General features: G+C 69.0%; 18 protein-coding genes. 9 read left to right on the forward strand and 9 right to left on the reverse strand.

The window, feature by feature from the left end:
* Positions 1 to 76: 76 nt before the first annotated feature.
* On the forward strand, positions 77 to 1,918 hold the full coding sequence (locus tag RHOOR87_RS0106430) for an SLC13 family permease (protein ID WP_007509440.1): 1,842 nt from the start codon (positions 77 to 79) through the stop codon (positions 1,916 to 1,918).
* Between the two features lie 97 nt (positions 1,919 to 2,015).
* On the forward strand, positions 2,016 to 3,284 hold the full coding sequence (locus RHOOR87_RS0106435; protein WP_015448736.1) for a nucleotide sugar dehydrogenase: 1,269 nt from the start codon (positions 2,016 to 2,018) through the stop codon (positions 3,282 to 3,284).
* 20 nt (positions 3,285 to 3,304) lie between these two features.
* On the opposite strand, the gene RHOOR87_RS0106440 is transcribed toward RHOOR87_RS0106435, so the two are convergent.
* A complete protein-coding gene (locus RHOOR87_RS0106440) occupies positions 3,305 to 3,673 on the reverse strand; it encodes a Rieske 2Fe-2S domain-containing protein (RefSeq protein ID WP_050980815.1) in 369 nt (122 codons plus the stop codon).
* 78 nt (positions 3,674 to 3,751) lie between these two features.
* Here RHOOR87_RS0106440 and RHOOR87_RS0106445 point away from each other — a divergent pair, with 78 nt between their 5' ends.
* The 3 genes from RHOOR87_RS0106445 (at position 3,752) to RHOOR87_RS0106455 (ending at position 6,558) form a co-directional block, all read left to right on the forward strand.
* A complete protein-coding gene (locus RHOOR87_RS0106445; RefSeq protein WP_027484559.1) occupies positions 3,752 to 4,021 on the forward strand; it encodes a hypothetical protein in 270 nt (89 codons plus the stop codon).
* Between the two features lie 42 nt (positions 4,022 to 4,063).
* Positions 4,064 to 4,990: a drug/metabolite exporter YedA gene (gene yedA, locus RHOOR87_RS0106450; RefSeq protein WP_027484560.1), complete on the forward strand. Its 927-nt coding sequence runs from the start codon at positions 4,064 to 4,066 to the stop codon at positions 4,988 to 4,990.
* Positions 4,991 to 5,169: 179 nt separating this feature from the next.
* Positions 5,170 to 6,558, forward strand: coding sequence for a TIGR00366 family protein (locus tag RHOOR87_RS0106455; RefSeq protein ID WP_027484561.1), 1,389 nt, complete (start codon positions 5,170 to 5,172; stop codon positions 6,556 to 6,558).
* A gap of 88 nt (positions 6,559 to 6,646) precedes the next feature.
* On the opposite strand, the gene RHOOR87_RS0106465 is transcribed toward RHOOR87_RS0106455, so the two are convergent.
* The 4 genes from RHOOR87_RS0106465 to RHOOR87_RS0106480 all read right to left on the reverse strand — a co-directional run bounded on the left by RHOOR87_RS0106465 (position 6,647) and on the right by RHOOR87_RS0106480 (position 11,227).
* A complete protein-coding gene (locus tag RHOOR87_RS0106465; RefSeq protein WP_027484562.1) occupies positions 6,647 to 7,966 on the reverse strand; it encodes an ABC transporter permease in 1,320 nt (439 codons plus the stop codon).
* A gap of 10 nt (positions 7,967 to 7,976) precedes the next feature.
* Complete coding sequence (locus RHOOR87_RS0106470) at positions 7,977 to 9,143, reverse strand: ABC transporter permease (RefSeq protein ID WP_015448741.1); 1,167 nt, start codon at positions 9,141 to 9,143, stop codon at positions 7,977 to 7,979.
* A 10-nt stretch (positions 9,144 to 9,153) separates the two neighbouring features.
* Positions 9,154 to 9,840, reverse strand: coding sequence for an ABC transporter ATP-binding protein (locus RHOOR87_RS0106475; protein WP_007509457.1), 687 nt, complete (start codon positions 9,838 to 9,840; stop codon positions 9,154 to 9,156).
* A 145-nt stretch (positions 9,841 to 9,985) separates the two neighbouring features.
* The gene (locus RHOOR87_RS0106480; protein ID WP_155950920.1) at positions 9,986 to 11,227 is read right to left on the reverse strand and encodes an efflux RND transporter periplasmic adaptor subunit; all 1,242 of its coding nucleotides are present in this window, start codon (positions 11,225 to 11,227) and stop codon (positions 9,986 to 9,988) included.
* A 211-nt stretch (positions 11,228 to 11,438) separates the two neighbouring features.
* On the opposite strand from RHOOR87_RS0106480, the gene RHOOR87_RS0106485 reads away from it, so the two are divergent.
* From RHOOR87_RS0106485 to RHOOR87_RS0106495, 3 genes are all read left to right on the forward strand, one after another.
* Positions 11,439 to 12,125, forward strand: a complete 687-nt coding sequence (locus RHOOR87_RS0106485; protein ID WP_027484563.1) for a fumarylacetoacetate hydrolase family protein — start codon at positions 11,439 to 11,441, stop codon at positions 12,123 to 12,125.
* Positions 12,126 to 12,214: 89 nt separating this feature from the next.
* Positions 12,215 to 12,625: a large-conductance mechanosensitive channel protein MscL gene (mscL, locus tag RHOOR87_RS0106490; protein WP_007509463.1), complete on the forward strand. Its 411-nt coding sequence runs from the start codon at positions 12,215 to 12,217 to the stop codon at positions 12,623 to 12,625.
* Positions 12,626 to 12,744: 119 nt separating this feature from the next.
* Positions 12,745 to 14,178: a M20/M25/M40 family metallo-hydrolase gene (locus RHOOR87_RS0106495; protein WP_027484564.1), complete on the forward strand. Its 1,434-nt coding sequence runs from the start codon at positions 12,745 to 12,747 to the stop codon at positions 14,176 to 14,178.
* A gap of 172 nt (positions 14,179 to 14,350) precedes the next feature.
* Here RHOOR87_RS0106495 and RHOOR87_RS0106500 read toward each other — a convergent pair whose 3' ends face one another.
* The 4 genes from RHOOR87_RS0106500 to RHOOR87_RS0106515 all read right to left on the reverse strand — a co-directional run bounded on the left by RHOOR87_RS0106500 (position 14,351) and on the right by RHOOR87_RS0106515 (position 19,697).
* Positions 14,351 to 14,743: a hypothetical protein gene (locus tag RHOOR87_RS0106500; protein ID WP_015448745.1), complete on the reverse strand. Its 393-nt coding sequence runs from the start codon at positions 14,741 to 14,743 to the stop codon at positions 14,351 to 14,353.
* Positions 14,744 to 14,801: 58 nt separating this feature from the next.
* Positions 14,802 to 17,909, reverse strand: a complete 3,108-nt coding sequence (locus tag RHOOR87_RS0106505; RefSeq protein ID WP_027484565.1) for an efflux RND transporter permease subunit — start codon at positions 17,907 to 17,909, stop codon at positions 14,802 to 14,804.
* 4 nt (positions 17,910 to 17,913) lie between these two features.
* On the reverse strand, positions 17,914 to 19,026 hold the full coding sequence (locus RHOOR87_RS0106510; RefSeq protein WP_015448747.1) for an efflux RND transporter periplasmic adaptor subunit: 1,113 nt from the start codon (positions 19,024 to 19,026) through the stop codon (positions 17,914 to 17,916).
* 218 nt (positions 19,027 to 19,244) lie between these two features.
* Positions 19,245 to 19,697, reverse strand: a complete 453-nt coding sequence (locus tag RHOOR87_RS0106515; protein ID WP_007509473.1) for a MarR family transcriptional regulator — start codon at positions 19,695 to 19,697, stop codon at positions 19,245 to 19,247.
* Between the two features lie 60 nt (positions 19,698 to 19,757).
* On the opposite strand from RHOOR87_RS0106515, the gene RHOOR87_RS0106520 reads away from it, so the two are divergent.
* The gene (locus RHOOR87_RS0106520) at positions 19,758 to 20,279 is read left to right on the forward strand and encodes an O-acetyl-ADP-ribose deacetylase (RefSeq protein ID WP_015448748.1); all 522 of its coding nucleotides are present in this window, start codon (positions 19,758 to 19,760) and stop codon (positions 20,277 to 20,279) included.
* Positions 20,280 to 20,290: the final 11 nt, after the last annotated feature.

Consider the following 20,290-nt stretch of genomic DNA (forward strand, 5'->3'; position numbering starts at 1 on the left):
GAATCGACAGCAGCGTGAAGCTTCCACTGCCCCTCCGCATCCAACGCAAGCCGCTGCGCCGCAGGGACGTCGGCTGATGGCACTCTCGCTCACCCCCGAAATGATCCTGGTGCTCGGGCTGGTGGGCTTCACCATGCTGATGCTGGTGCTGGAGTGGATCCGCGCCGACATGGTGGCGCTGCTGGTGGTGGTGGTGATCGGGCTGACCGGGCTGATCCCGTCCGATCGCGTGTTCAACGGCTTCGCCGGCAACGCGGTGATCGCGATCATCGCGATCATGATCATGGGCGAGGGGCTGGACCGCGCCGGCGTGCTCAACCTCACCGCGAACTTCGTGATGCGCATGGCGCGCGGCATGGAATCGCGCCTGGGCGTGGTGATCAACCTGGTCGCCAGCCTGTTCAGCGCGGTGATCCCCAGCCAGGCGCTGGCGGCGCTGATGATCCCGGTGTCGAGCCGGCTGGCCGCGCGCACCGGCGTGCCGCTGTCGCGGCTGCTGCTGCCGATGGCGTTCTGCATCCTCACCGCCACCAACACCACGCTGATCGCGAACTCGCCGCTGATCGTGCTGAACGACCTGATCGCCAGCGCCAACGTGAACCTGCCGCCGGGCGCGCACACGATCCCGAAGTTCGGCCTGTTCAGCGTCACCCCGATCGGCCTGACCCTGGCGCTGCTGGGCGTCGGCTACTTCTACTTCTTCGGCCGCAAGCTGCTGCCCGGGCACGAGGACGAGCGGCTGAAGGTGACGCCGGGGCGCACCGAGAGCTACTTCGCCGAGACCTACGGCATCGTCGGCGAGACCGCCGAGCTCACCGTCACCGCGGAAAGCCCGCTGGTCGGCATGAGCATCGGCGAGGTCGAGCAATTGCACGGCGCGCCGCTGATCCTGGCGATCAGGAGCGGCAACGACGCACGCATGGCGCCGCCGGCCGACCACGTGATCTGGGTCGGCTCGGTGCTCGGCGTGCTCGGCCCGCGCGAGCAGCTGAACCAGTTCGCCAACAACCAGCTGTGCCGGCTGTCCACCCGCATGCGCCAGCTCGGCGAGCTGTTCAACCCGACCCGCGCCGGCATTTCCGAGGTGGTGATCCCGCCGGTGTCGCGCTTCATCAGGCACACCGTGGGCGAGCTGCGCCTGCGCAAGCGCTTCGGCATCTCGGTGCTGGCGGTGAACCGCGGCGACCAGGTATTCCGCGACGATGTGCGCGCGGTCAGCCTGCGCGCCGGCGACACCGTGGTGCTGCACAGCAACTGGCGCGACCTGTCGCTCGCCGCGGAGGACCGCGACCTGGTCGTCGTCACCGACATCCCGAAGGAGCAGCAGCGCCCCGGCAAGATCTGGCAGGCGGTGGGTTTCTTCGTGCTGGCCAAGTGCCTGGCGCTGTTCACCAACCTCGACCTGTCGGTGGCGATGATGACCGGCGCGATCGGCATGCTGCTGTCCGGCGTGCTGAACATGGACGAGGCCTACAAGGCGATCAACTGGAAGACGATCTTCGTCACCGCCTGCCTGATCCCGCTGGGCTGGTCGATGGACGCCACCGGTACCGCCGCGTGGATCGCCCAGGTGGTGCTGGACCACCTGGGCAGCGCGTCGCCGTGGCTTCTGCAGCTGTGCCTGGCCGTGCTCACGCTGCTGTTCTCGCAGGTGATGTCCAACGTGGGCGCCACCGTGATGATGGTCCCGATCGCGATCAGCGTGGCGGTGGCCACCGGCGGCAACCCTTCGGCGTACGCACTGATCGTGGCGGTGTCCTCCTCCAACACCTTCCTGCTCAGCTCCGGCCACCCCGCGCTGATGATGGTCACCGGCCCCGGCGGCTACAAGGGCAAGGATTTCCTGCGCGTGGGCCTGCCGCTGACCTTGCTGGTCCTGATCGCCACCCTGGTGGCGATCAACCTGCTGTTCCATTGAACGCACGCCAGGCGCGGCGACAGCAACCCGCATCGCTGGTATTTTCTCCGCCGGATCGCGCATCGCTCGCCGCGCCGCCAGCCATAGGGATACACACTTGAACGAACCCAGAATTGCCATCATCGGGCTCGGCTACGTCGGGCTGCCGCTTGCCGTGGCGTTCGGCCGACTGCTCGACACCGTCGGCTTCGACACCAGCGTCGGCCGGGTCGACGAGCTGTGCCGGGGCCGCGATCACACGCTCGAAACCTCGGCCGAAGAGCTCGCCGCCGCGGACCGGCTCCGCTTCACCACCGACGTGCAGGACATCGCGCCGTGCAACGTCTTCATCGTCACCGTGCCGACTCCGGTCGACGAGGCAAACCGGCCGGACATGCGCCCGCTGGAAAGCGCCAGCGCCAGCATCGGCAGCGTGCTCAAGCGTGGCGACGTGGTGATCTACGAATCCACCGTCTACCCCGGTACCACCGAGGAGATCTGCGTGCCGGTGCTGGAGCGGGCTTCCGGGCTGCGCTTCAACCACGATTTCACCTGCGGCTACAGCCCGGAGCGGATCAACCCCGGCGACAAGCTGCACCGGCTGCCCACGATCATGAAGATCACCTCCGGCTCCACCGCGGAGACCGCCGACTTCGTCGACGCGCTGTACCGGCGCATCATCACCGCCGGCACGCACCAGGCGTCCAGCATCAAGGTGGCCGAGGCGGCCAAGGTGATCGAGAACACCCAGCGCGACGTCAACATCGCGCTGGTCAACGAGCTGGCGATGATCTTCAACACCATGGGCATCGATACCCAGGACGTGCTCGACGCCGCCGGCACCAAATGGAACTTCCTGCCGTTCAAGCCCGGCCTGGTCGGCGGCCACTGCATCGGGGTGGACCCGTACTACCTCACCCACAAGGCCACCATCCTCGGCTACAACGCCGAACTGATCCTCACCGCGCGCCGCATCAACAGCCGCATGGGCCTGCACGTGGCGCACCGGGTGATGCGGCTAATGGCGAACAAGCGCATCCACGTGGTCGACTCGCGCATCCTGGTGCTGGGCCTGACCTTCAAGGAGAACTGCCCGGATCTGCGCAATACCCGCGTGGTGGAAATCGTGCGCGAACTCGAAACCGCGCATGCCCGGGTGGACGTGTACGACCCCTGGGCCGATCCCGCCGAGGCGGAGGAAAAGCTCGGCATCCGCCCGATCGATGCCCCCGCTGCCGGCAGTTACGACGCCATCGTGCTGGCCGTGGCGCACCAGGCCTTCCTCGACCTGGGCAGCGAGGGCATCCGCCGCTTCGGCCGCGAGCACTGCGCACTGTTCGACATCAAGAGCCTGTTGCCGGCCACCACGGTCGACGGTCGGCTCTAGACGCTCTCCGCTCGCGCCGATCAGGCCTTGTCCTGCAGCAACCTCACCTCGCCCGCCTCCACGCTTAGCGCCACTGCGCGCAGGTGTTCGCCGCGGCACGGTCCGCCGATGCACAGGCCGTCGCCCTGGCTGAAGGTGGCGCCGTGCACGGCGCAGGTCAGGGTGTCGTTCTTCAGCAGGAACTTGCCGGGGGCGTAGTCGAGGCGGCGACCGGCGTGCGGGCAGACGTTGAGATAGCCACGTACCTGCGTGCCCTGCCGCAACAGGATCAGGCTGCCCTCGCCGTCGGGCAGGCGCACATCGACCGCGGTGGCGCCGCCGTCGGGGATCTCGTCCAGCCGGCACAGCGCCTGCCGATCCGGCAATTGAACGGGACTGAATGTATCCATCGGCACTTGCCTCGCAGGCCGGATGGCCCCATGGTTGCTCGCGCAAGTCGTTGATTTTACCACACGGATTTTTAACGCATGTACTTTGCCCTGCCTTCCCTTCGTCGTCCCCGCCACCCGTTGGCGCGCGCCCTGTCGTTGCTGCTGGGCGTGGCGGTGCTGGGCGTGCTGCTGGTGTTCGGGCTGGTGGTGGCCGGCGTGCTGCTGGTCGGCGGCCTCGTGCTGCTGGCCGTGCGCCAGTGGAAGGCGGCTCGCGCGCCGGCGAGGCCGACGGCATCCGGCGCCCAGCCGACCGTGCTGGAAGGCGAGTTCGTGGTGATCCGTCAGGGCCGGCCCGTCGCGCACTGAGCCATCCGGCGGATAATGCGCCGCCCCCACGCGATTCCCCTCATGTCCGATACCCCTGCCCCCGTCGCGGCCGCAACGCCGCGCAGCCCGAGCGATCCCCGCTTCCTGATCCCGCTGGCGCTGCTCGCGCTGTACGTGATCTGGGGCTCGACCTACCTGGGCATCCGTTTCGCGCTGGAAAGCTGGCCACCGTTCCTGCTCGCCGGCGTTCGCTTCCTCGCAGCCGGCGTGGCGCTGTACGGCTTCCTGCGCTGGCGCGGGATGGCCCCGCCGACACGACTGCAGTGGCGCAACGCGGCGATCACCGGCCTACTGCTGCTCGGCTTGGGCAACGGCTTGGTGTGCTTCGCGGAGCAGCGGGTGAGCTCGGGCATCGCCGCGGTGGCGGTGGCCAGCATGCCGTTGTTTGCGGCGTTGTTTTCCGGCATGTATGGCGAGTGGCCGCACCGGCGCGAATCGATCGGCCTGGCCATCGGCTTCGCCGGCGTGATCGTGCTGAACCTGGGCAGCAGCCTGGCTGGCTCGTCGACCGGTGCGGTCGCCCTGCTGGTGGCCGCGGCGGCATGGGCGTTCGGCTCGGTGTGGAGCCGGCGCCAGGTGATGCCGCCCGGTCCGATGAACACCGCCGCGCAGATGATCTGCGGCAGCATCGCCCTGCTTGGTTTCGCCCTGCTCAGCGGCGAACGGCTGCCGCTGCACCCCAGCCTGCGTTCGACGCTGGCGATCCTCTACCTGGCGGTGTTCGGTTCGATCATCGCGTTCAGCGCCTACCTGTACGTGCTCAGGCACGCGCGCCCGGCGCTGGCCACCAGCTACGCCTATGTGAACCCGCCGGTGGCAGTGCTGTTCGGCGTGTTGCTGGCCGGCGAGCACGTGGGGCCGTTCGACCTGGCCGGCATGGCGATCATCCTGGCCGGCGTGGCGGTGATCACGCTGGCAAAGAGCAAGGGAAACACGGCAAAGCCATAGGAGCCCTCTCGCGGGCGATGCTCTTGCTTTCGCGAATCCCGGCCTTCAAAGCATCGCCCGCGAGCGGGCTCCTGCCTGGTGTTCTCGACCATGGTCGGCTTGCCCCTGCGGCCGCCGCAGCGCGACGATGGCGCAATTCACCGGCGGAGAGCAGCATGAACGCATCGCAGGACGGCTGGATGGCGCGCGCGGCGTTGCGCAGCGCGGCATGGGCGGAGCGCTGGTTTCCCGATGCCTGGGTGTTTGCCGCACTGGGTGTGGTCGTGGTGGCGCTGGCCGCCTTCAGTTTCGGCGCCACGCCGACGGCGACGGTCACCGCCTTCGGCGACGGCTTCTGGAGCCTGATCCCGTTCACCATGCAGATGGCGTTCGTGGTGATCGGCGGCTATGTGCTGGCCACCGCGCCGGTGGTGGCGCGCTTCATCGACGTGCTGGCGCGCGCGCCACGCACGGGACGCGGGGCGATCGTGTACATCGCGCTGGTCAGCATGCTGGCCTCGCTGCTCTCGTGGGGTTTCTCGCTGGTGTTCGGCGGCCTCTTGGTGCGCGCACTGGCGCGGCGCGGCGATCTGCACATGGACTACCGCGCGGCCGGCGCCGCGGCCTACCTCGGTCTGGGCGCGATCTGGGCGATGGGCCTGTCCTCGTCGGCGGCGCAGCTGCAGGCGAACCCGGCCAGCATGCCGCCGGGACTGCTGGCGATCACCGGCGTGCTGCCCTTCAGCCAGACGATTTTCCTGTGGCAGTCGATCGTGCTGACCGCGGTGCTGATCGTGGTGTCGCTGCTGGTGTGCTGGTTTACCGCGCCGTCGGACGCGAACGCGCGCACTTCAAGGGATTTCGACGTGGGCGAAACCTCGACGCCGGCGCTGCCGCCGCGCACGCGCCCGGGCGAGTGGCTGGAATACAGCCCGGCGCTGTCGATGGCGATCGGCTTGCTGGGCCTGGGCTGGCTCGGCCACGAGTTCGCCAGCAAGAGCGCGGTCACCGCGATCGCCAACCTCAATACCTACAACTTCCTGTTCCTGACCCTCGGCATCCTGCTGCACTGGCGCCCACGCAGCTTCCTCGACGCAGTGAGCCGCGCGGTGCCGAGCACGTCCGGCGTGCTGATCCAGTTTCCGCTGTACGGCGGCATCGCCGCGCTGCTCACCCACGTGCCAGGCGCCGACGGCGCCACCCTGGCGCACCGGCTGTCGAACCTGTTCGTGCACGTCGCCGGCACCGAGAGCTTTCCGGCGGTGATGGGCGCGTACTCGGCGATCCTGGGCTTCTTCGTGCCCTCCGGCGGCGGCAAGTGGCTGGTCGAGGCGCCGTACGTGATGCAGGCGGCGAACGACCTGCACGTGCACCTGGGCTGGGCGGTGCAGGTCTACAACGCGGCCGAGGCGCTGCCGAACCTGATCAACCCGTTCTGGATGCTGCCGCTGCTCGGCGTGCTGGGGCTGAAGGCGCGCGACGTGGTCGGCTACACCTTCATCCAGCTGGTGGTGCACGTGCCGCTGGTGCTGGGCATGCTGTGGCTGCTGGGGCTGACGCTGAGCTACGTGCCGCCGGTGATGCCGTAGAAGCGCACCCTGTGCGCGAACGGCGGGCGGGCCTCGCCCGCCCCATCGCCGACGCGCACGAGAAGAGCATCGTGCACCGAATGCGCTCCTACGACTCGCGCAGCGCCGTGGTCACCGGCAGCCGCGCCGCGCGCACGGCCGGGAACAGGCCGCCGACGAAACCGATCGCCAGCGCCCACTTGAGCCCGGTCCCCAGCAGCGCGGGGGTGACCGCCAGCTCGAAGCTGAGCTTGCCCACCGTGCCGGCGGCCAACGTCGAGGCGCCGTAGCCATTGAACACCAGCCATGCCAGCGCTCCGCCGATGACGCCGCCGAGCAGCGCCAGCAGCATGGTCTCCAGCATCACCGCCACCACCACCGGCAGGCCGCGGAAGCCGATCGCGCGCAACGTGGCGATCTCGCGGGCACGTGCCGCCACCGCGGCGAACATGGTGTTGAGTGCGCCGAACATCGCGCCGATCGCCATGATCAGGCCCACCGTGATGCCCATGACGCGGATCACCTTGCTCATGCCCTCGGACTGCTTGGCATAGTAATCGCGCGTGGTGTCCGCATCGATCTTGAGTTGCGGGTTCGCTTCCAGCGCAGCCTTGAACGCGCCGAACGCCTGCGGGTCGGCGAGCTTCGCCACCACCGAGGCGCGGCTGCTGCCGCGGCGGTAGGTGTCGGCGACCACGTTGGCGTCGCCCCACACTTCCGAGTCCAGCGCGTCGCCGGAGGCGAACACGCCGACCACCGTCCACAGCTGGCTGCCCAGGCGCACCTCGCGGCCCGGCGCCAGTCCGGCGAACTGCCTGGCCGCGCCCACGCCCACGTCCAGTTCGCGCATGCCCGGGTTGAACCTGCGCCCGGAGACGATCTTCACCTGCGGCCGCACCGCCCAGGCCTGCTCGCCCACGCCGCGCAATTGCACGCTGCCCTCGTCGTCCGCACCGCCGCCGATTATCGGCAGGTTGGCGGCGACCACCAGCTCCGGCGATGCCAGCGGCTGGCCCTTGGCATCGCGCACGATGCCCGGCGTCTGCACGACCTGGGTCACGCTGTCGTGGTCGAGCACCGACATCACCTCGGACGCCGAAGCGCCGCGCATCACGATGGCGGTGTCGGCGCTGCCGGTCTTGCGCAGGGTCTGGCTGTAGCCCTCACCCATCGCCAGCAGCGCCACCAGCACGGCAACCACGCCGGCGATGCCGATCACGATCACCGCCGCGGAACCGAGCCGCTGGCGCAGCGTGCTCAGGCCCACGGCGGCGACCGAGGCGGCCTGCCGGCCGCGGCGGCTGGCCAGCATCCACAGCGCGAACAGCACCGCCAGCGCCAGCACGCCCGGCCACGGCAGTTTCACCCAGATCGCCAGCGCCACGGCCAGCACGAGCAACAGCAGCAGGTTGGTCAGGAATCGCTTCATGGTTTTCTCCTCAGCGCCCGGCCAGCGCGTCGACGATATTCAGGCGCATCGCGCGCAACGCCGGCAGCGCACCCACCAGCAGGCCGATCAGCACCATCAGCACCAGGCCCAGGGCCCAGCTTCCGGCGCCTACCGTGGGCAGATTGAGCATGCCGCCGCTGCCGGCGCTGACCACCGGAATCAGCATCGCAGCCAACCCCAGCCCGAGCACGCCGCCGATCAGCAGCAACAGCACCGACTCGGCCAGCACCAGCGCCAGCACGCTGCGGCTGGTGAAGCCGATGGTCTTGAGCACCGCCAGTTCGCCGGTGCGTTCGCGTACCGCCTGCATCATGGTGTTGCCCGACAGCAGCAGCAGGGTGAAGAACACCGCGCCCATGATCGAACCCACGATCAGGCCGATGTCGGCCAGTTGCTTCATCCAGTTCGCGGTAGCCGCCGCCTCGGTCTGCGTGCGCGTCTCGTGGTCGGAGTTGGCCGAGAGCGCGTCGATGGCCTTGGCTACGCGGTCAGCCTGGTTCACGTCGGCCACGCGGGTGACGTACCAGCCTACGGTGCCGCGGTTGTACGGCGTGGTCTCGTCGAAGTATTTCCAGTGCAGCAGCAGCATCTGGTCGGCAAAGCCGTTCGACTTCTTGTCCTTCGATTGCATGATGCCGACGATGTCGAAGGTCCAGGTCTTGTTGCCGTTCTTGTCCGGAAAGATGGTGGACTGCAGCGGAATCCTGTCGCCCACCTTCCAGTGGAAGCGCTGCGCCAGCGTCTCGCCCACCAGCACGCCGGTGCGGGTGTCGTCGAAGGCCTTGCGCTGGGCCGGATCCACCGCGATCTCCGGATAGAGGTCGAGATAGTTCGGCTCCACCGCGAAGCTGAACACCTGGTTGTGCGGGTCCTGGTAGGCGCCGCCGAACCAGTTCGCCGAGGTGACCGCCTGCACGCCCGGTACCTGGGCGATCCGCGCACCGAGCGACGACGGCAGGGTCTGGATGAAGGACAGCCGCGAGCCGGTCTGCAGGCGTTCGGCGCCGTTCGCGCTCTGCCCGGCCTGGTCGAACGAGGTGCGCACTGCATCGAGCATGCCGAACAGCAGGAACGCGGCGACGATCGAGACCAGGGTGAGGAAGGTGCGGGTCTTGCGCCGGAACAACGCGGCCCAGATCAGATGGAGATATTTCATGGCGCCGTCCTCATGCCGTGGCTTGTTCGACGAGCGTGCCCTTGTCCAGATGCAGCGTATGGCTGGCGTACTCGGCGGCCTTCGGGTCGTGGGTGACCATCACGATGGTCTTGCCGTGCTCGCGGTTGAGCTGCTGCAGCAGGCCGAGCACGTCCTCGGCGCTCTGGCGGTCGAGGTCGCCGGTGGGCTCGTCGCAGACCAGCAGGGCGGGATCGGAGACGATCGCGCGGGCGATCGCCACGCGCTGCTGCTGGCCACCGGACAATTCGCTCGGCTTGTGGCCGGCACGATCGGACAGTCCCACCAACTGCAATGCGATCGCGGCGTTCTTCCGGCGCTGCGCACCGGACAGCTTCGTCAGCAGCAGCGGCAGCTCCACGTTGCGCTGCGCCGACAGCATCGGCATCAGGTTGTAGAACTGGAACACGAAGCCGACGTTCGACGCGCGCCACTTCGCCAGCGCGCCGCCGCCCAACTGGTCGATGCGCTGGCCGCCCACGCTGATGCTGCCGGCGCTCGGCGCATCGAGCCCGCCGATCAGGTTGAGCAAGGTGGTCTTGCCCGAACCGGACGGCCCCATCAGCGCCAGGAAATCGCCTTCGGCAATGTCCAGGTTGACGTGGTGCAGCACTTCGACTTTCTGCTTGCCGCGCTCGTAGGTCTTGGCAAGGTCCTTGATCTCGATCAGCGTGGACATGGGTGGTTCTCCGATGATGGCGATGCCGCAGGAACCCGCTCGTGGGCGATGCTGTCGCCTTTGCGAATCCCGAATCCAGAGTCCCGAATCCCGGCTCCAAAAGCATCGCCGGCGAGCGGGCTCCTACATGAATGGAGTGAAGCAGTTACGGTTTCTTGGTCTGGACGTCCGAACCATCTTTCAACTCGGCCGGCGGCGACACCACCACGCTGTCACCCGGCTTCACCGCGGTCGGCAGCAGGCGCAAGTCGCCATAGGTCTGCGTGGCGGGAGCCACCGTGCGCTGGCGCACCCGGCTGCCATCGAGCACGAACACCACGCTGTGGCCGTTGCGCTGCACGATCGCCGCGGCCGGCACCAGCACGCCCTGCGGCACGCTGACGGCGGCCTTCGGCTGCTGTTCCAGGAACGACACCCGCGCGCCCATGTCCGGCACCACGCGGGCGTCCTTCTTTTCCAGCGCCACGCGCACCTTGATGGTGGCCTTGCCGCGGTCGGCGGTAGGCACGATGGCGACCACGTGGGCGGGAATCTTCCAGTCCGGGTAGGCGTCCAGCACCGCCTCGGCCGGCATGTCGGGCTTGATCCGGCCGATGTAGGCCTCGTTGACGTCGACGTCGATCTCCAGCGAGTCCATGTCGACGATGGTGCCCACGCCGGTGCGGGTGAAGCCGCCGCCGGCGGACAGCGGCGAGAGGATCTCGCCGACCTGCGCGTCCTTGGTGGTGACCACGCCGCTGAACGGCGCGCGCACCACGCAATAGTCGAAGTTGACCTGCGCCACCGCGGCCTGCGCGTCGGCGGCGGCCACCTGCTTCTGCTGCGCGGCGAGCTGGGCGCGCGTGCCGTCGAGCAGGGTGCGCGCCTGTTCGGCCGCCTGTTTCGGCACCAGTCCGCGCACTGCCAGTTCCTGCTGGCGCGCGGCGTCGCGCTCGTTCTGTGCCAGCTGCGCCTGGTACTGCGCCACCAGCGCGTGGGCGGCGGCGGCCTGCGCCCTGGCGGCATCGAGCGCGGCGCGCCAGGCGTGGTCGTCCAGCCGCGCCAGCACCTGGCCCTGCTGCACATGGTCGCCTTCCTCGATCAGCACCGCGGTGAGCGTGCCGGTGATCTGCGCCGACACCGTGGCCCTGCGCCGCGCGGTAACGTAGCCGGTGGCCTGCAGCACCGCGCCGGCCTCGCCGCCGGCGCTGGGCGCCACCGCGGTGGCGGTCTGCACGGTGACCGCATGCTGGCCGAAAAACAGCTGCGCAAGGCCGCCGAGCAGCAACAGCAACACCACCGCGGCGCCGCCGATCCACAGCCAGCGACCCGGATTGCGCCCATGGTCCTCGCGCTGATGGCGCTCGATGCGCAGTTCCTTCAACAGTTCCGCGTTGTCCACATCCACTCCCGCTTCAACGGCCATGTTCGAGGCATGGGTACATCATGGACGCCCTGCCGGCGCGCTGCCAGAGCATGGCATCAACCATCGCCGATGACAGCTGTCACCCGCAGCCGGGCGTCCCCTGCCCACGACGAACGGGAGCGCCGCGGATCGACACGCCGCGGCGGACGGCATCCGGCGCCGCACCCGGCCCGGCTTTGCTACGCTTGCGGCCATGAACTACGCCTTCGTCCCGCCCGCCGTCCCCAGCCTGCCGATCACCGGCTCCGACCAGCGCTTCCCGATCCGCCGGGTATTTTGCATCGGCCGCAACTACGCCGAACACGCGCGGGAGATGGGCGCCAGCGTGGACCCGGCCGCGCCGATGTTCTTCTGCAAGCCGGCCGACGCGGTGGTCGCCGACGGCGCCGACGTGCCCTACCCGCAGGCCACCGCCGACCTGCATCACGAAGTGGAAATGGTGGTGGCGCTGGGTGCCGGCGGCCGCGATCTCAGCCCCGACCAGGCCGCGGCGCTGGTGTGGGGCTATGGCGTGGGACTGGACCTGACCCGTCGCGACCTGCAGGCGCAGGCCAAGGCGAAGGGCCACCCGTGGGACGTGGCCAAGGGCTTCGACCACTCCGCGCCGGTCTCCGCGCTGCGCCCGGTCGGCGCGGCGACGGTAGGCGCACAGACCGTGTTGCGGCTGCACGTGAACGGCAAGCTGCGCCAGCGGGCCATGCTGGGCGAAATGGTGCACGACGTGCCGCACATCCTCGCGGCGCTGTCCACGCTGTTCGAGCTGAAGGCCGGCGACCTGGTCTTCACCGGCACCCCCGCCGGCGTGGCAGCGCTACAGCGCGGCGACCGCTTCCACGCCGAGCTGGTCGGCGTGGCGGCACTGGACGGGCGCATCGCCTGACGCTTCCACACCACCTTCATCTGTGCGCGTCTACGTTGGCGCGCTAAAGTCGCCCCGCCATCCGGCCCATCAGAGGGAGTACCCGCAGCATGAGCATGATCAGCGAGTTCAAGGCCTTCGCCATGCGTGGCAACGTCATCGACCTGGCGGTCGGCGTGGTCATCGGCGGCGCGTTCGGCAAGATCGTCACCTCCCTGGTCGACCAGATCATCATGCCGCCGATCGGCTGGCTCACCGGCGGCATCGACTTCTCCGCCATGAAGTGGGTGCTCAAGCCCGGCGACGACAGCGATCCGAAGCACAAGATCGCCGAAGTGGCGATCCAGTACGGCGCCTTCATCAACACGCTGATCCAGTTCATCATCATCGCGTTCGCGATCTTCATGGTGGTCAAGGCGATCAACAAACTCAGCCGCAAGCAGGAAGAAGCACCCGCCGCGCCGCCGGCCGACGTGGCCCTGCTCACCGAAATCCGCGACCTGCTGAAGAACCGGCCGTAGTCCGTGCAGGAGCGCACCTTGTGCGCTCCTGTGCCGGCCTTCGGCCATCCGTGACTTCTGGCCTAAGCGGCCAACGGCAGGCACGCCATAATCGGGGTTCCCCCACGCGGAGTTCCCCGATGCGCCGTCTACCCCTCACCCTGCTTGCCGCCGGCCTGCTGGCCAGCGGCATCGCCAGTGCCGCCACCACCACGATTCCCACCACGGCCGTAAAGACGGCCGAACAGCTGCGTGACCGTGCGCTGCACGACGACACCGCGTACCAGGTCACCGCCTCGCTGACCACCGAGGTCGGCGCGCGCCTGGCCGGCAGCGAAGCCGACCGCCGCGCGGTCGACTGGGCCGTGGCGAAGTTCAAGGAGCTGGGCTACGACAAGGTCTACACCGAGCCGGTCACGTACCCGCTGTGGGTGCGCCGCAGCGAGCGCGCCGCGATCGTGGCGCCGTTCCCGCAGCCGCTGGCGCTGACCGCGCTGGGCTATTCGCCCGCCACGCCCAAGGGCGGGCTGCGCGCCGAGGTGGTGAGGTTCGACAGCCTCGACGCGCTGAAGGCAGCCGATCCGGCCGCCATCAAGGGCAAGATCGTCTACGTCGACTACCGCATGGAACGCGCGAAGGACGGCCACGGCTACGGCATGGGCTCGGCGGTGCGCGTGGCCGGTCCGGTGCTCGCCGCGGAGAAGGGCGCGGCCGGCTATCTCTTGCGCTCGGCCGGCACCGACGCGCACGAGCGCGCGCCGCACACCGGCGTCACCGGCTTCCGCGATCCGGCCAAGGCGATCCCCGCCGCCGCGCTGTCCAACCCCGACGCCGACCAGCTCACCCGCGTCCTGGCCTACGGCAAGCCGGTCACGCTGAAGCTCGACCTCGACTGCGGCATCGTCGGCGAATACACCGGAGCCAACGTGATCGGCGAGATCACCGGCCGCAAGCATCCCCACCAGGTGGTGGCGATCGGCGGCCACCTCGACTCGTGGGACCTGGGCACCGGTGCGATCGACGACGGCGCCGGCGTGGCGATCGCGATGGCCGCCGGCAAGCTGATCCACGACCTGCCGCAGCGCCCCGACCGCACCATTCGGGTGATCGCGTTCGCCAACGAGGAGATGGGCCTGTGGGGCGGCCGCGCCTACGCCGAGAAGCACGCGGGCGAAGTGGCGAAGTTCCAGCTCGGCACCGAGTCGGATTTCGGCGCCGGCCCGATCTGGCGCATGAGCGCCAGCGTGAAGCCCGAGGCACGCGACGCGATCGGCCAGATCGCCAGGGTGCTGGAGCCGGTCGGCGTGGCCTACGACGCCACGCGTCCCGGCGGCGGCGGCTCGGACCTGTCGCAGATGCATGCCAAGGGCATGGCCGCGCTGTCGCTGACCCAGGACGGCACGAAGTACTTCGACTGGCACCACACGCCGAACGACACGCTGGACAAGATCGATCCCGCCGAGCTGGCGCAGAACGTGGCGGTGTACGCCGCGTTCTCGTACATGGCCGCCCAGGCCCACGGCGACTTCGGCTCCGCGCCGGGCGCGTTCGCCAAGGACGGCGCCGGCGAGTAACCCCGCCTCCCTCTCCCGCAAGCAGGGAGCCCTGCCTTGCTCCCTCCCCTGCTCGCAGGGGAGGGTTGGGGTGGGGTCGCTCTTCGCCGCAAGATCAAAAGCCCCTCACCTGAAAGACTTTCTCCGGTCGCCTGCCTCCCCTTGCGTTGCAGGGGGAGGAGCACAGCGACGCTCACTTCGCGTAGTACGCACCCGACGCCACCAGCGGTTCGGGGATGCAGAACGTCTTCGGCATCACGGCGATCGCGACCGGCACCAGCACTTCCTTCTCGACGCCGCCCACGCTGGCGCACGAGGCTTCCGGCGGCAGCTGGTAGTGGATGATGCGCACGGTGTATTGCGGGCAGACGTCCGAACAGGGGAATTCGGCGACCACCGGCACGTTGCGGTAGCGGCCCAATTCCACCGTGGTGTTCATCAGCGTGGCCTTGTCCCACGGCTTGCCGGCCCAGGCCTGCAGGGTGGCGGCGTCCATCTGCGCGGGGGTGCCGGCGCAGGCGGTGGCGCCGATGGCCATGCCGGCGACGGCGGCGAATACAGTGACGACCGATGTCAGGCTGCGCATGTCCGCTCCCTCGATGACGGAGCGGCCAGCCTAGTCGCGGACGGCTGAACGCTGCAAGCTACCGCGCCGGCAATGCCCGGCCCGATCGCGCGAAGCGTTGCTGCAGCTGGTCCATGTAGATGTAGATCACCGGCGTCAGGTACAGCGTGAGGATCTGCGAGAACACCAGACCGCCGACCACGGCCAGGCCCAGCGAGCGGCGCACCTCGGCGCCGGCACCGATGCCCAGCGCGATCGGCAGGGTGCCAGCGAAGGCGGCCATGGTGGTCATCATGATCGGGCGGAAGCGCACGCGGCAGGCCTCGGCGATCGCCTGCGCCGGCGCCATGCCTTCCTCGCGCTGACGTTCCAGCGCGAAGTCGATCAGCATGATCGCGTTCTTCTTGACGATGCCGATCAGCATCACGATGCCGACGAAGGCGAACAGGTCCAGCGAGGCGTGGAAGATCGCCAGGGTCAGCAGCGCGCCGACCGCCGCCGCCGGCAGGCCGGACAGGATGGTCAGCGGGTGGATGAAGCTCTCGTACAGGATGCCCAGCACCAGGTAGATCACGAACACCGCCAGCAGCAACAGCATGCCCATGCCCTGCATGGACTGCTGGAACGCCTGCGCGGTGCCCTGCACGCTGCCGCTGATGGTCGCCGGCAGGCCTAGCTTGCCCATCGCGCCGTCGATGCTCGCCACCGCGTCGCTGAGCGACACGCCGGGCGCCAGGTTGAACGATACCGTCACCGCCGGCAGCTGGCCCTGGTGGTTCACCGTCAGCGCCTGCGGCTCGCGATCGAAGCTGGCCACCGCGCTGAGCGGCACCAGACTGCCGCGGTTCGAGGTGACGTACAGCTGCGACAGCACCGCCGGGTCGTCCTGCAGCTTGCGCTCGACCTGCAGGATCACCCAGTACTGCGTGGCCGAACCGTAGATGGTGGAAACCTGGTTCTGGCCGAAGCCGATGCCCAGCGCGGTCTGCACCTGCGCCATGGTGAGGCCGAGCGGCGCCAGCTTGGCGCGGTCGACCTTGACCATGATCGACGGGCTGTTGAGGTCGAGGTCGTTGGTGACATCCTCGAAGCCCGGCAGCGCGGCGAACGCGCGGGTCACCCTGCCGCTCCACTCGTACAACTGGTCGAGGCTCACCGACTGCAGCGTGTACTGGTACTGCGCCTTGGACTGGCGCCCGCCGATCTGGATCGCCGGCGTGTTCTGGATATAGCTGCGGATGCCCGCCACCGACGCCAGCTTCGGCCGCAGCTCCTGAATGATGCCGTCCGGGCCAAGCTTGCGCTGATGCGCCGGCTTCAGCAGCAGCAGGATCGAACCGTTGTTGATCGTGCTGCGCGGGCCGCCCGCGCCCACGGTGGACATGTAGCCGGCGATGTTCGGGTCCTGCGCCACGATCTCGACCAGCCGCTGCTGGCGCGCCAGCATGCCGTCGAACGACACGTCCTCCGGTCCTTCCGTGTTGATGCGCAACTGGCCGTTGTCGCCGGCCGGGATGAAATCCTTCGGCGTCGCATAGAACAGCAGCGCGGTGGCCAGCAGGCTCACGCCGAAAGCCGCCAGCACCAGCCGCGGACGCTCCATGCACCAGCGCAGGCTGCCCGCGTAGCCGCGCTGCACGGCACCGAAGCCGCGATCGAAGCCGGCGATCAGCCAGTTCCTGCTCTTGTGAGACCCGTCCTCATGGTCGTGCGCCTTGACGAAGCGGCTGCACAGCATCGGCGTCAGCGTGATCGCGACGATGCCGGAGATCAGGATCGCCACGCTGATCACCACCGCGAATTCATGGAACAGCCGACCCACGATGCCGCCCATGAACATCACCGGGATGAACACCGCGATCAGCGACAGCGTCATCGAGAAGATGGTGAAGCCGACCTCGGCGGCGCCCTGCAGCGCCGCCTCGTAGGGCGGCACGCCCGCTTCCATGTGGCGCACGATGTTCTCCAGCATCACGATCGCGTCGTCCACCACGAAGCCGACCGCGAGAGTCAGCGCCAGCAGCGAGAGATTGTCCAGGCTGTAGCCCAGCGCGTACATCACGCCGAACGTGCCCAGCACCGAGATCGGCAGCGCCACCGCCGGGATCAGCGTGGCGGACAGGTTGCCGAGGAACAGGTAGATCACGAACACCACCAGCGCGCCGGCCAGCAGCAGGGTGAACTGCACGTCGTCGACCGAATCGCGGATCGACTGCGAGCGGTCGTACAGCGTGTCCAGCGTGATCGAAGGCGGCAGCCCGGCGCGGAAGCTGGGCAGCACGGCTTTGATCCGGTCCACCGTGGCCACCGTGTTCGCACCCGGCTGGCGCTGGATTGCCAGCACGATCGCCTGCTTGCCGTTGTGCGAGCTGACGCGCTGGTCGTCCTGCACGCTGTCGCGCGCCTGGCCGATGTCGCCCACATGCACCGGCGCGCCGTTGCGGTACGCCACTACCACGTCGTTGTAGGCGGCCGCGCGCAGCAGCTGGCCGTCGCTGCGGATCGGCAGCTGCTGGCGCTTGCCGTACAGCGAGCCGGTGGACTGGTTGACGTTGGCGTCGGCGATCGCGTTCTGCACCTGGTCGATGCCGATGCCGCTGGCGGCCAGCCGGTCCGGGTCCACGCTGATCCGCACCGCGTATTTCTGCGAGCCGTACACGTTCACCTGGGCCACGCCGTCGATCATCGACAGTTGCTGCGCCAGCTCGGTCTCGGCGTATTCGTCGACCTGGGTCAGCGGCATCGTCGACGAGCTCATCGCCAGGTACAGGATCGCCGCGTCGGCCGGGTTGACCTTGCGGAACGTGGGCGGCGTGGTCATCTCCTTCGGCAACTGGCGCAGCGCCGAGGAAATCGCCGCCTGCACGTCCTGCGCCGCCGCGTCGATGTTGCGATCCAGCTCGAAGCTCAGCGTGATCGAGGTGGAGCCGAGCGCGCTGGTCGAGCTCATCGAGCTGATCCCGGCGATGGTCGACAGCCGGCCTTCCAGCGGCGTGGCCACCGCCGATGCCATCGTCTCCGGCGAGGCGCCGGGCAGGCTGGCGCTGATGCTGATGGTGGGGAAATCGACGTTCGGCAGCTCGTTCACCGGCAGCTGCGGATAGGCGACGATGCCGAACACCAGCAGCGCCGTCATCAGCAGCGTGGTCATCACCGGGCGGCGGATGCAGAGCTCGGGGATATTCATCGGCTCAACCCGGCCGGACGACGGCGGCGCTGCCGTCGACCAGCAGCATCTGGCCTTCGGTGACCACCTGCTCGCCGCCTTTCAGGCCCTTGTCGATGACGGTACGCCCGGCGCTGGTCGGGCCGGGGGTGACGTAGCGCTGCTGCACCTTGCCGTCGGCACCGAGCACGAACACGAAACTGCCGCTGCTGGAACTTTGCAGCGCATGCACCGGCACGCTGACCACGTTGGCCAGGCGCGTGGTGGGCAGGCTCACCTGCACGAACTGGCCGGGGGTGAGCCGATGCCCGGCGTTGTCGAAGCGCGCCTTCAGCACGATCGTGCCGGTGGTGGCGTCGACCGCGTTGTCGATGAATTCCAGCGTGCCGGCCAGCGGCGTGCCCTTGTCGCCGGAAACGGTCACCTGCACAGCGACCGCGCCGCTGGCCAGCGCGGCGCGCACGGCGGGCAGGCTGTCCTCGGGAATGTTGAACGCCACGCGCACCGGCTCGACCTGGTTGAGCACCACGATGTCGGTGCTGTCGGCACTGATCTGCGCGCCCGGCCAGACCAGCGGCGCCCCGGCGATGCCGTCGAACGGGGCGACGATGCGCGCGTAGTCGAGTTGAGTCTGCGCCAGCTCCTGCGCGGCCCGGTCGCTTTGCAGGGTGGCGCGGGCCACCGCCAGGTTGGCTTGGTACAGGTCGTAGTCCGCCTTCGAGACGAAGCCCTTGCCCAGCATGTCGGCGTAGCGCCGCTGGTCGGCCTGCGCCTTCTGCAGCAGTGCCAGGTCGCGCGCCACGCTGCCGCGTGCCTGGTCCAGCTGCGCTCGCAGCAACCGCGGGTCGATCTGCGCCAGCATGCTGCCCTTGCGCACCAGCGCGCCGGGCGTGAACGACAGCGACTGGAGCTGGCCGGAGACCCGCGCGCGCAGGCTCACCGTCGACCAGGCCTCGACCCGGCCGACCAGCTTCAGCGACAGCTCGACGTCGCCCCGGGTGGCGCTGGCCACCTCGACCGGCACCGCGGCCGGTGCCCTGGCGGCCTTGCTGCTGTCGCCGCGGCCGCGGCTGAAGTGCATGGCCAGGGCGACCGCCAGCAAGGCGGCCACGACGAGGGCGATTTTTTTCCAGGACATGCGCGAGAGCTTCTCGATCTTCGCGCCACGCGCGGTGGCGATGCGGGTTGGTGCGGTCGGGGAACCGCCAGGCGGATGAGCACGCACCAAGCCCGTGACAACGCGCCCAGCGGCTTCGGGTTGACCCGGCGCGAGACGCACCAAGCGCCACTATGCCGCGATTTCCGCTGCGCAGGCCCCCGACCGATGGCACTGGCCAGCACCGCCGCAGGCGCGCCTCAGGACGTGCCGTCGCCCTGCTCCAGCGCCAGCAGGTTGTCCTTGATCCGGCCGATCACCGCCAGCGCCTGCTGCAGCTCGTCGTGGTCGATGCCGCGGGTGGCATCCTTGCGCAGCTCGCGCGCGATGATCTCCATGTCGCCCACGATCACGCGCGCCTGCTCGGTGACGTACAGCCGCCAGGCGCGCCGGTCTTTCGGATCCGGCCGGCGCTCGACGAAGCCGGCCGCCTGCAGGCGGTCGATCACCCGGCCCACCGCAATGGGCTCCATTTCCAGAAACTCGGCCAGCTCGGTTTGCCGCAGGCCTTCGCGGTGGTACAACACCTTGGTCGCACGCCACTGCGCGCGGGTCAGGCCGAATTTCACCGCGCGCCGGTCGAAGTGCTTGCGGAACAGCAAGGTCACGTCGCTGAGCAGGTAGCCGAAGGAAAGGTCTTCCGTTTTCGCCATGATCCGTTGCCGCTCCGCCGCGCCAATGCCTGCCCGAAGCATAAGGTAAGCCGTCGATCCATGCCCATCAAAGTCGTTCATGCCGACATCACCCGCCTGGCGCCGGACGCCATCGTCAACGCGGCCAACCCCGGCCTGCTCGGCGGCGGCGGCGTGGACGGCGCGATCCACCGCGCCGCCGGCCCGGCCCTGCTGCAGGCTTGCCGCGCGCTGCCCGAATCCGCCACCGGCGTGCGCTGCCCCATCGGCGAGGCGCGCATCACGCCCGGCTTCGCGCTGCCCGCGCGCTGGGTGATCCACACGGTGGGTCCGGTCTGGCACGGCGGCGACGAGGGCGAAGCCGAATTGCTGGCGCGTTGCCACCGCAACGCGCTGCGCCTGCTGCGCGAACGGGCGCTGCGCACGATCGCGTTTCCGGCGATCAGCTGCGGCGTCTACGGCTACCCCGCCGCGCAGGCCGCCGCGGTGGCGGTGGCCACCTTGCGCGACGCGCTGGCTGCTGCGGACGACGACATCGAGGTGACGCTGTGCTGCTTCAGCGACGCCATGCGCGCGGTGTTTCAGCAGGCGCTGGCGCCGTAGGCGGACACCGC

Origin of the sequence: Rhodanobacter sp. OR87 (assembly GCF_000473345.1) — a bacterium.
In the GTDB taxonomy this organism is placed as follows: domain Bacteria; phylum Pseudomonadota; class Gammaproteobacteria; order Xanthomonadales; family Rhodanobacteraceae; genus Rhodanobacter; species Rhodanobacter denitrificans.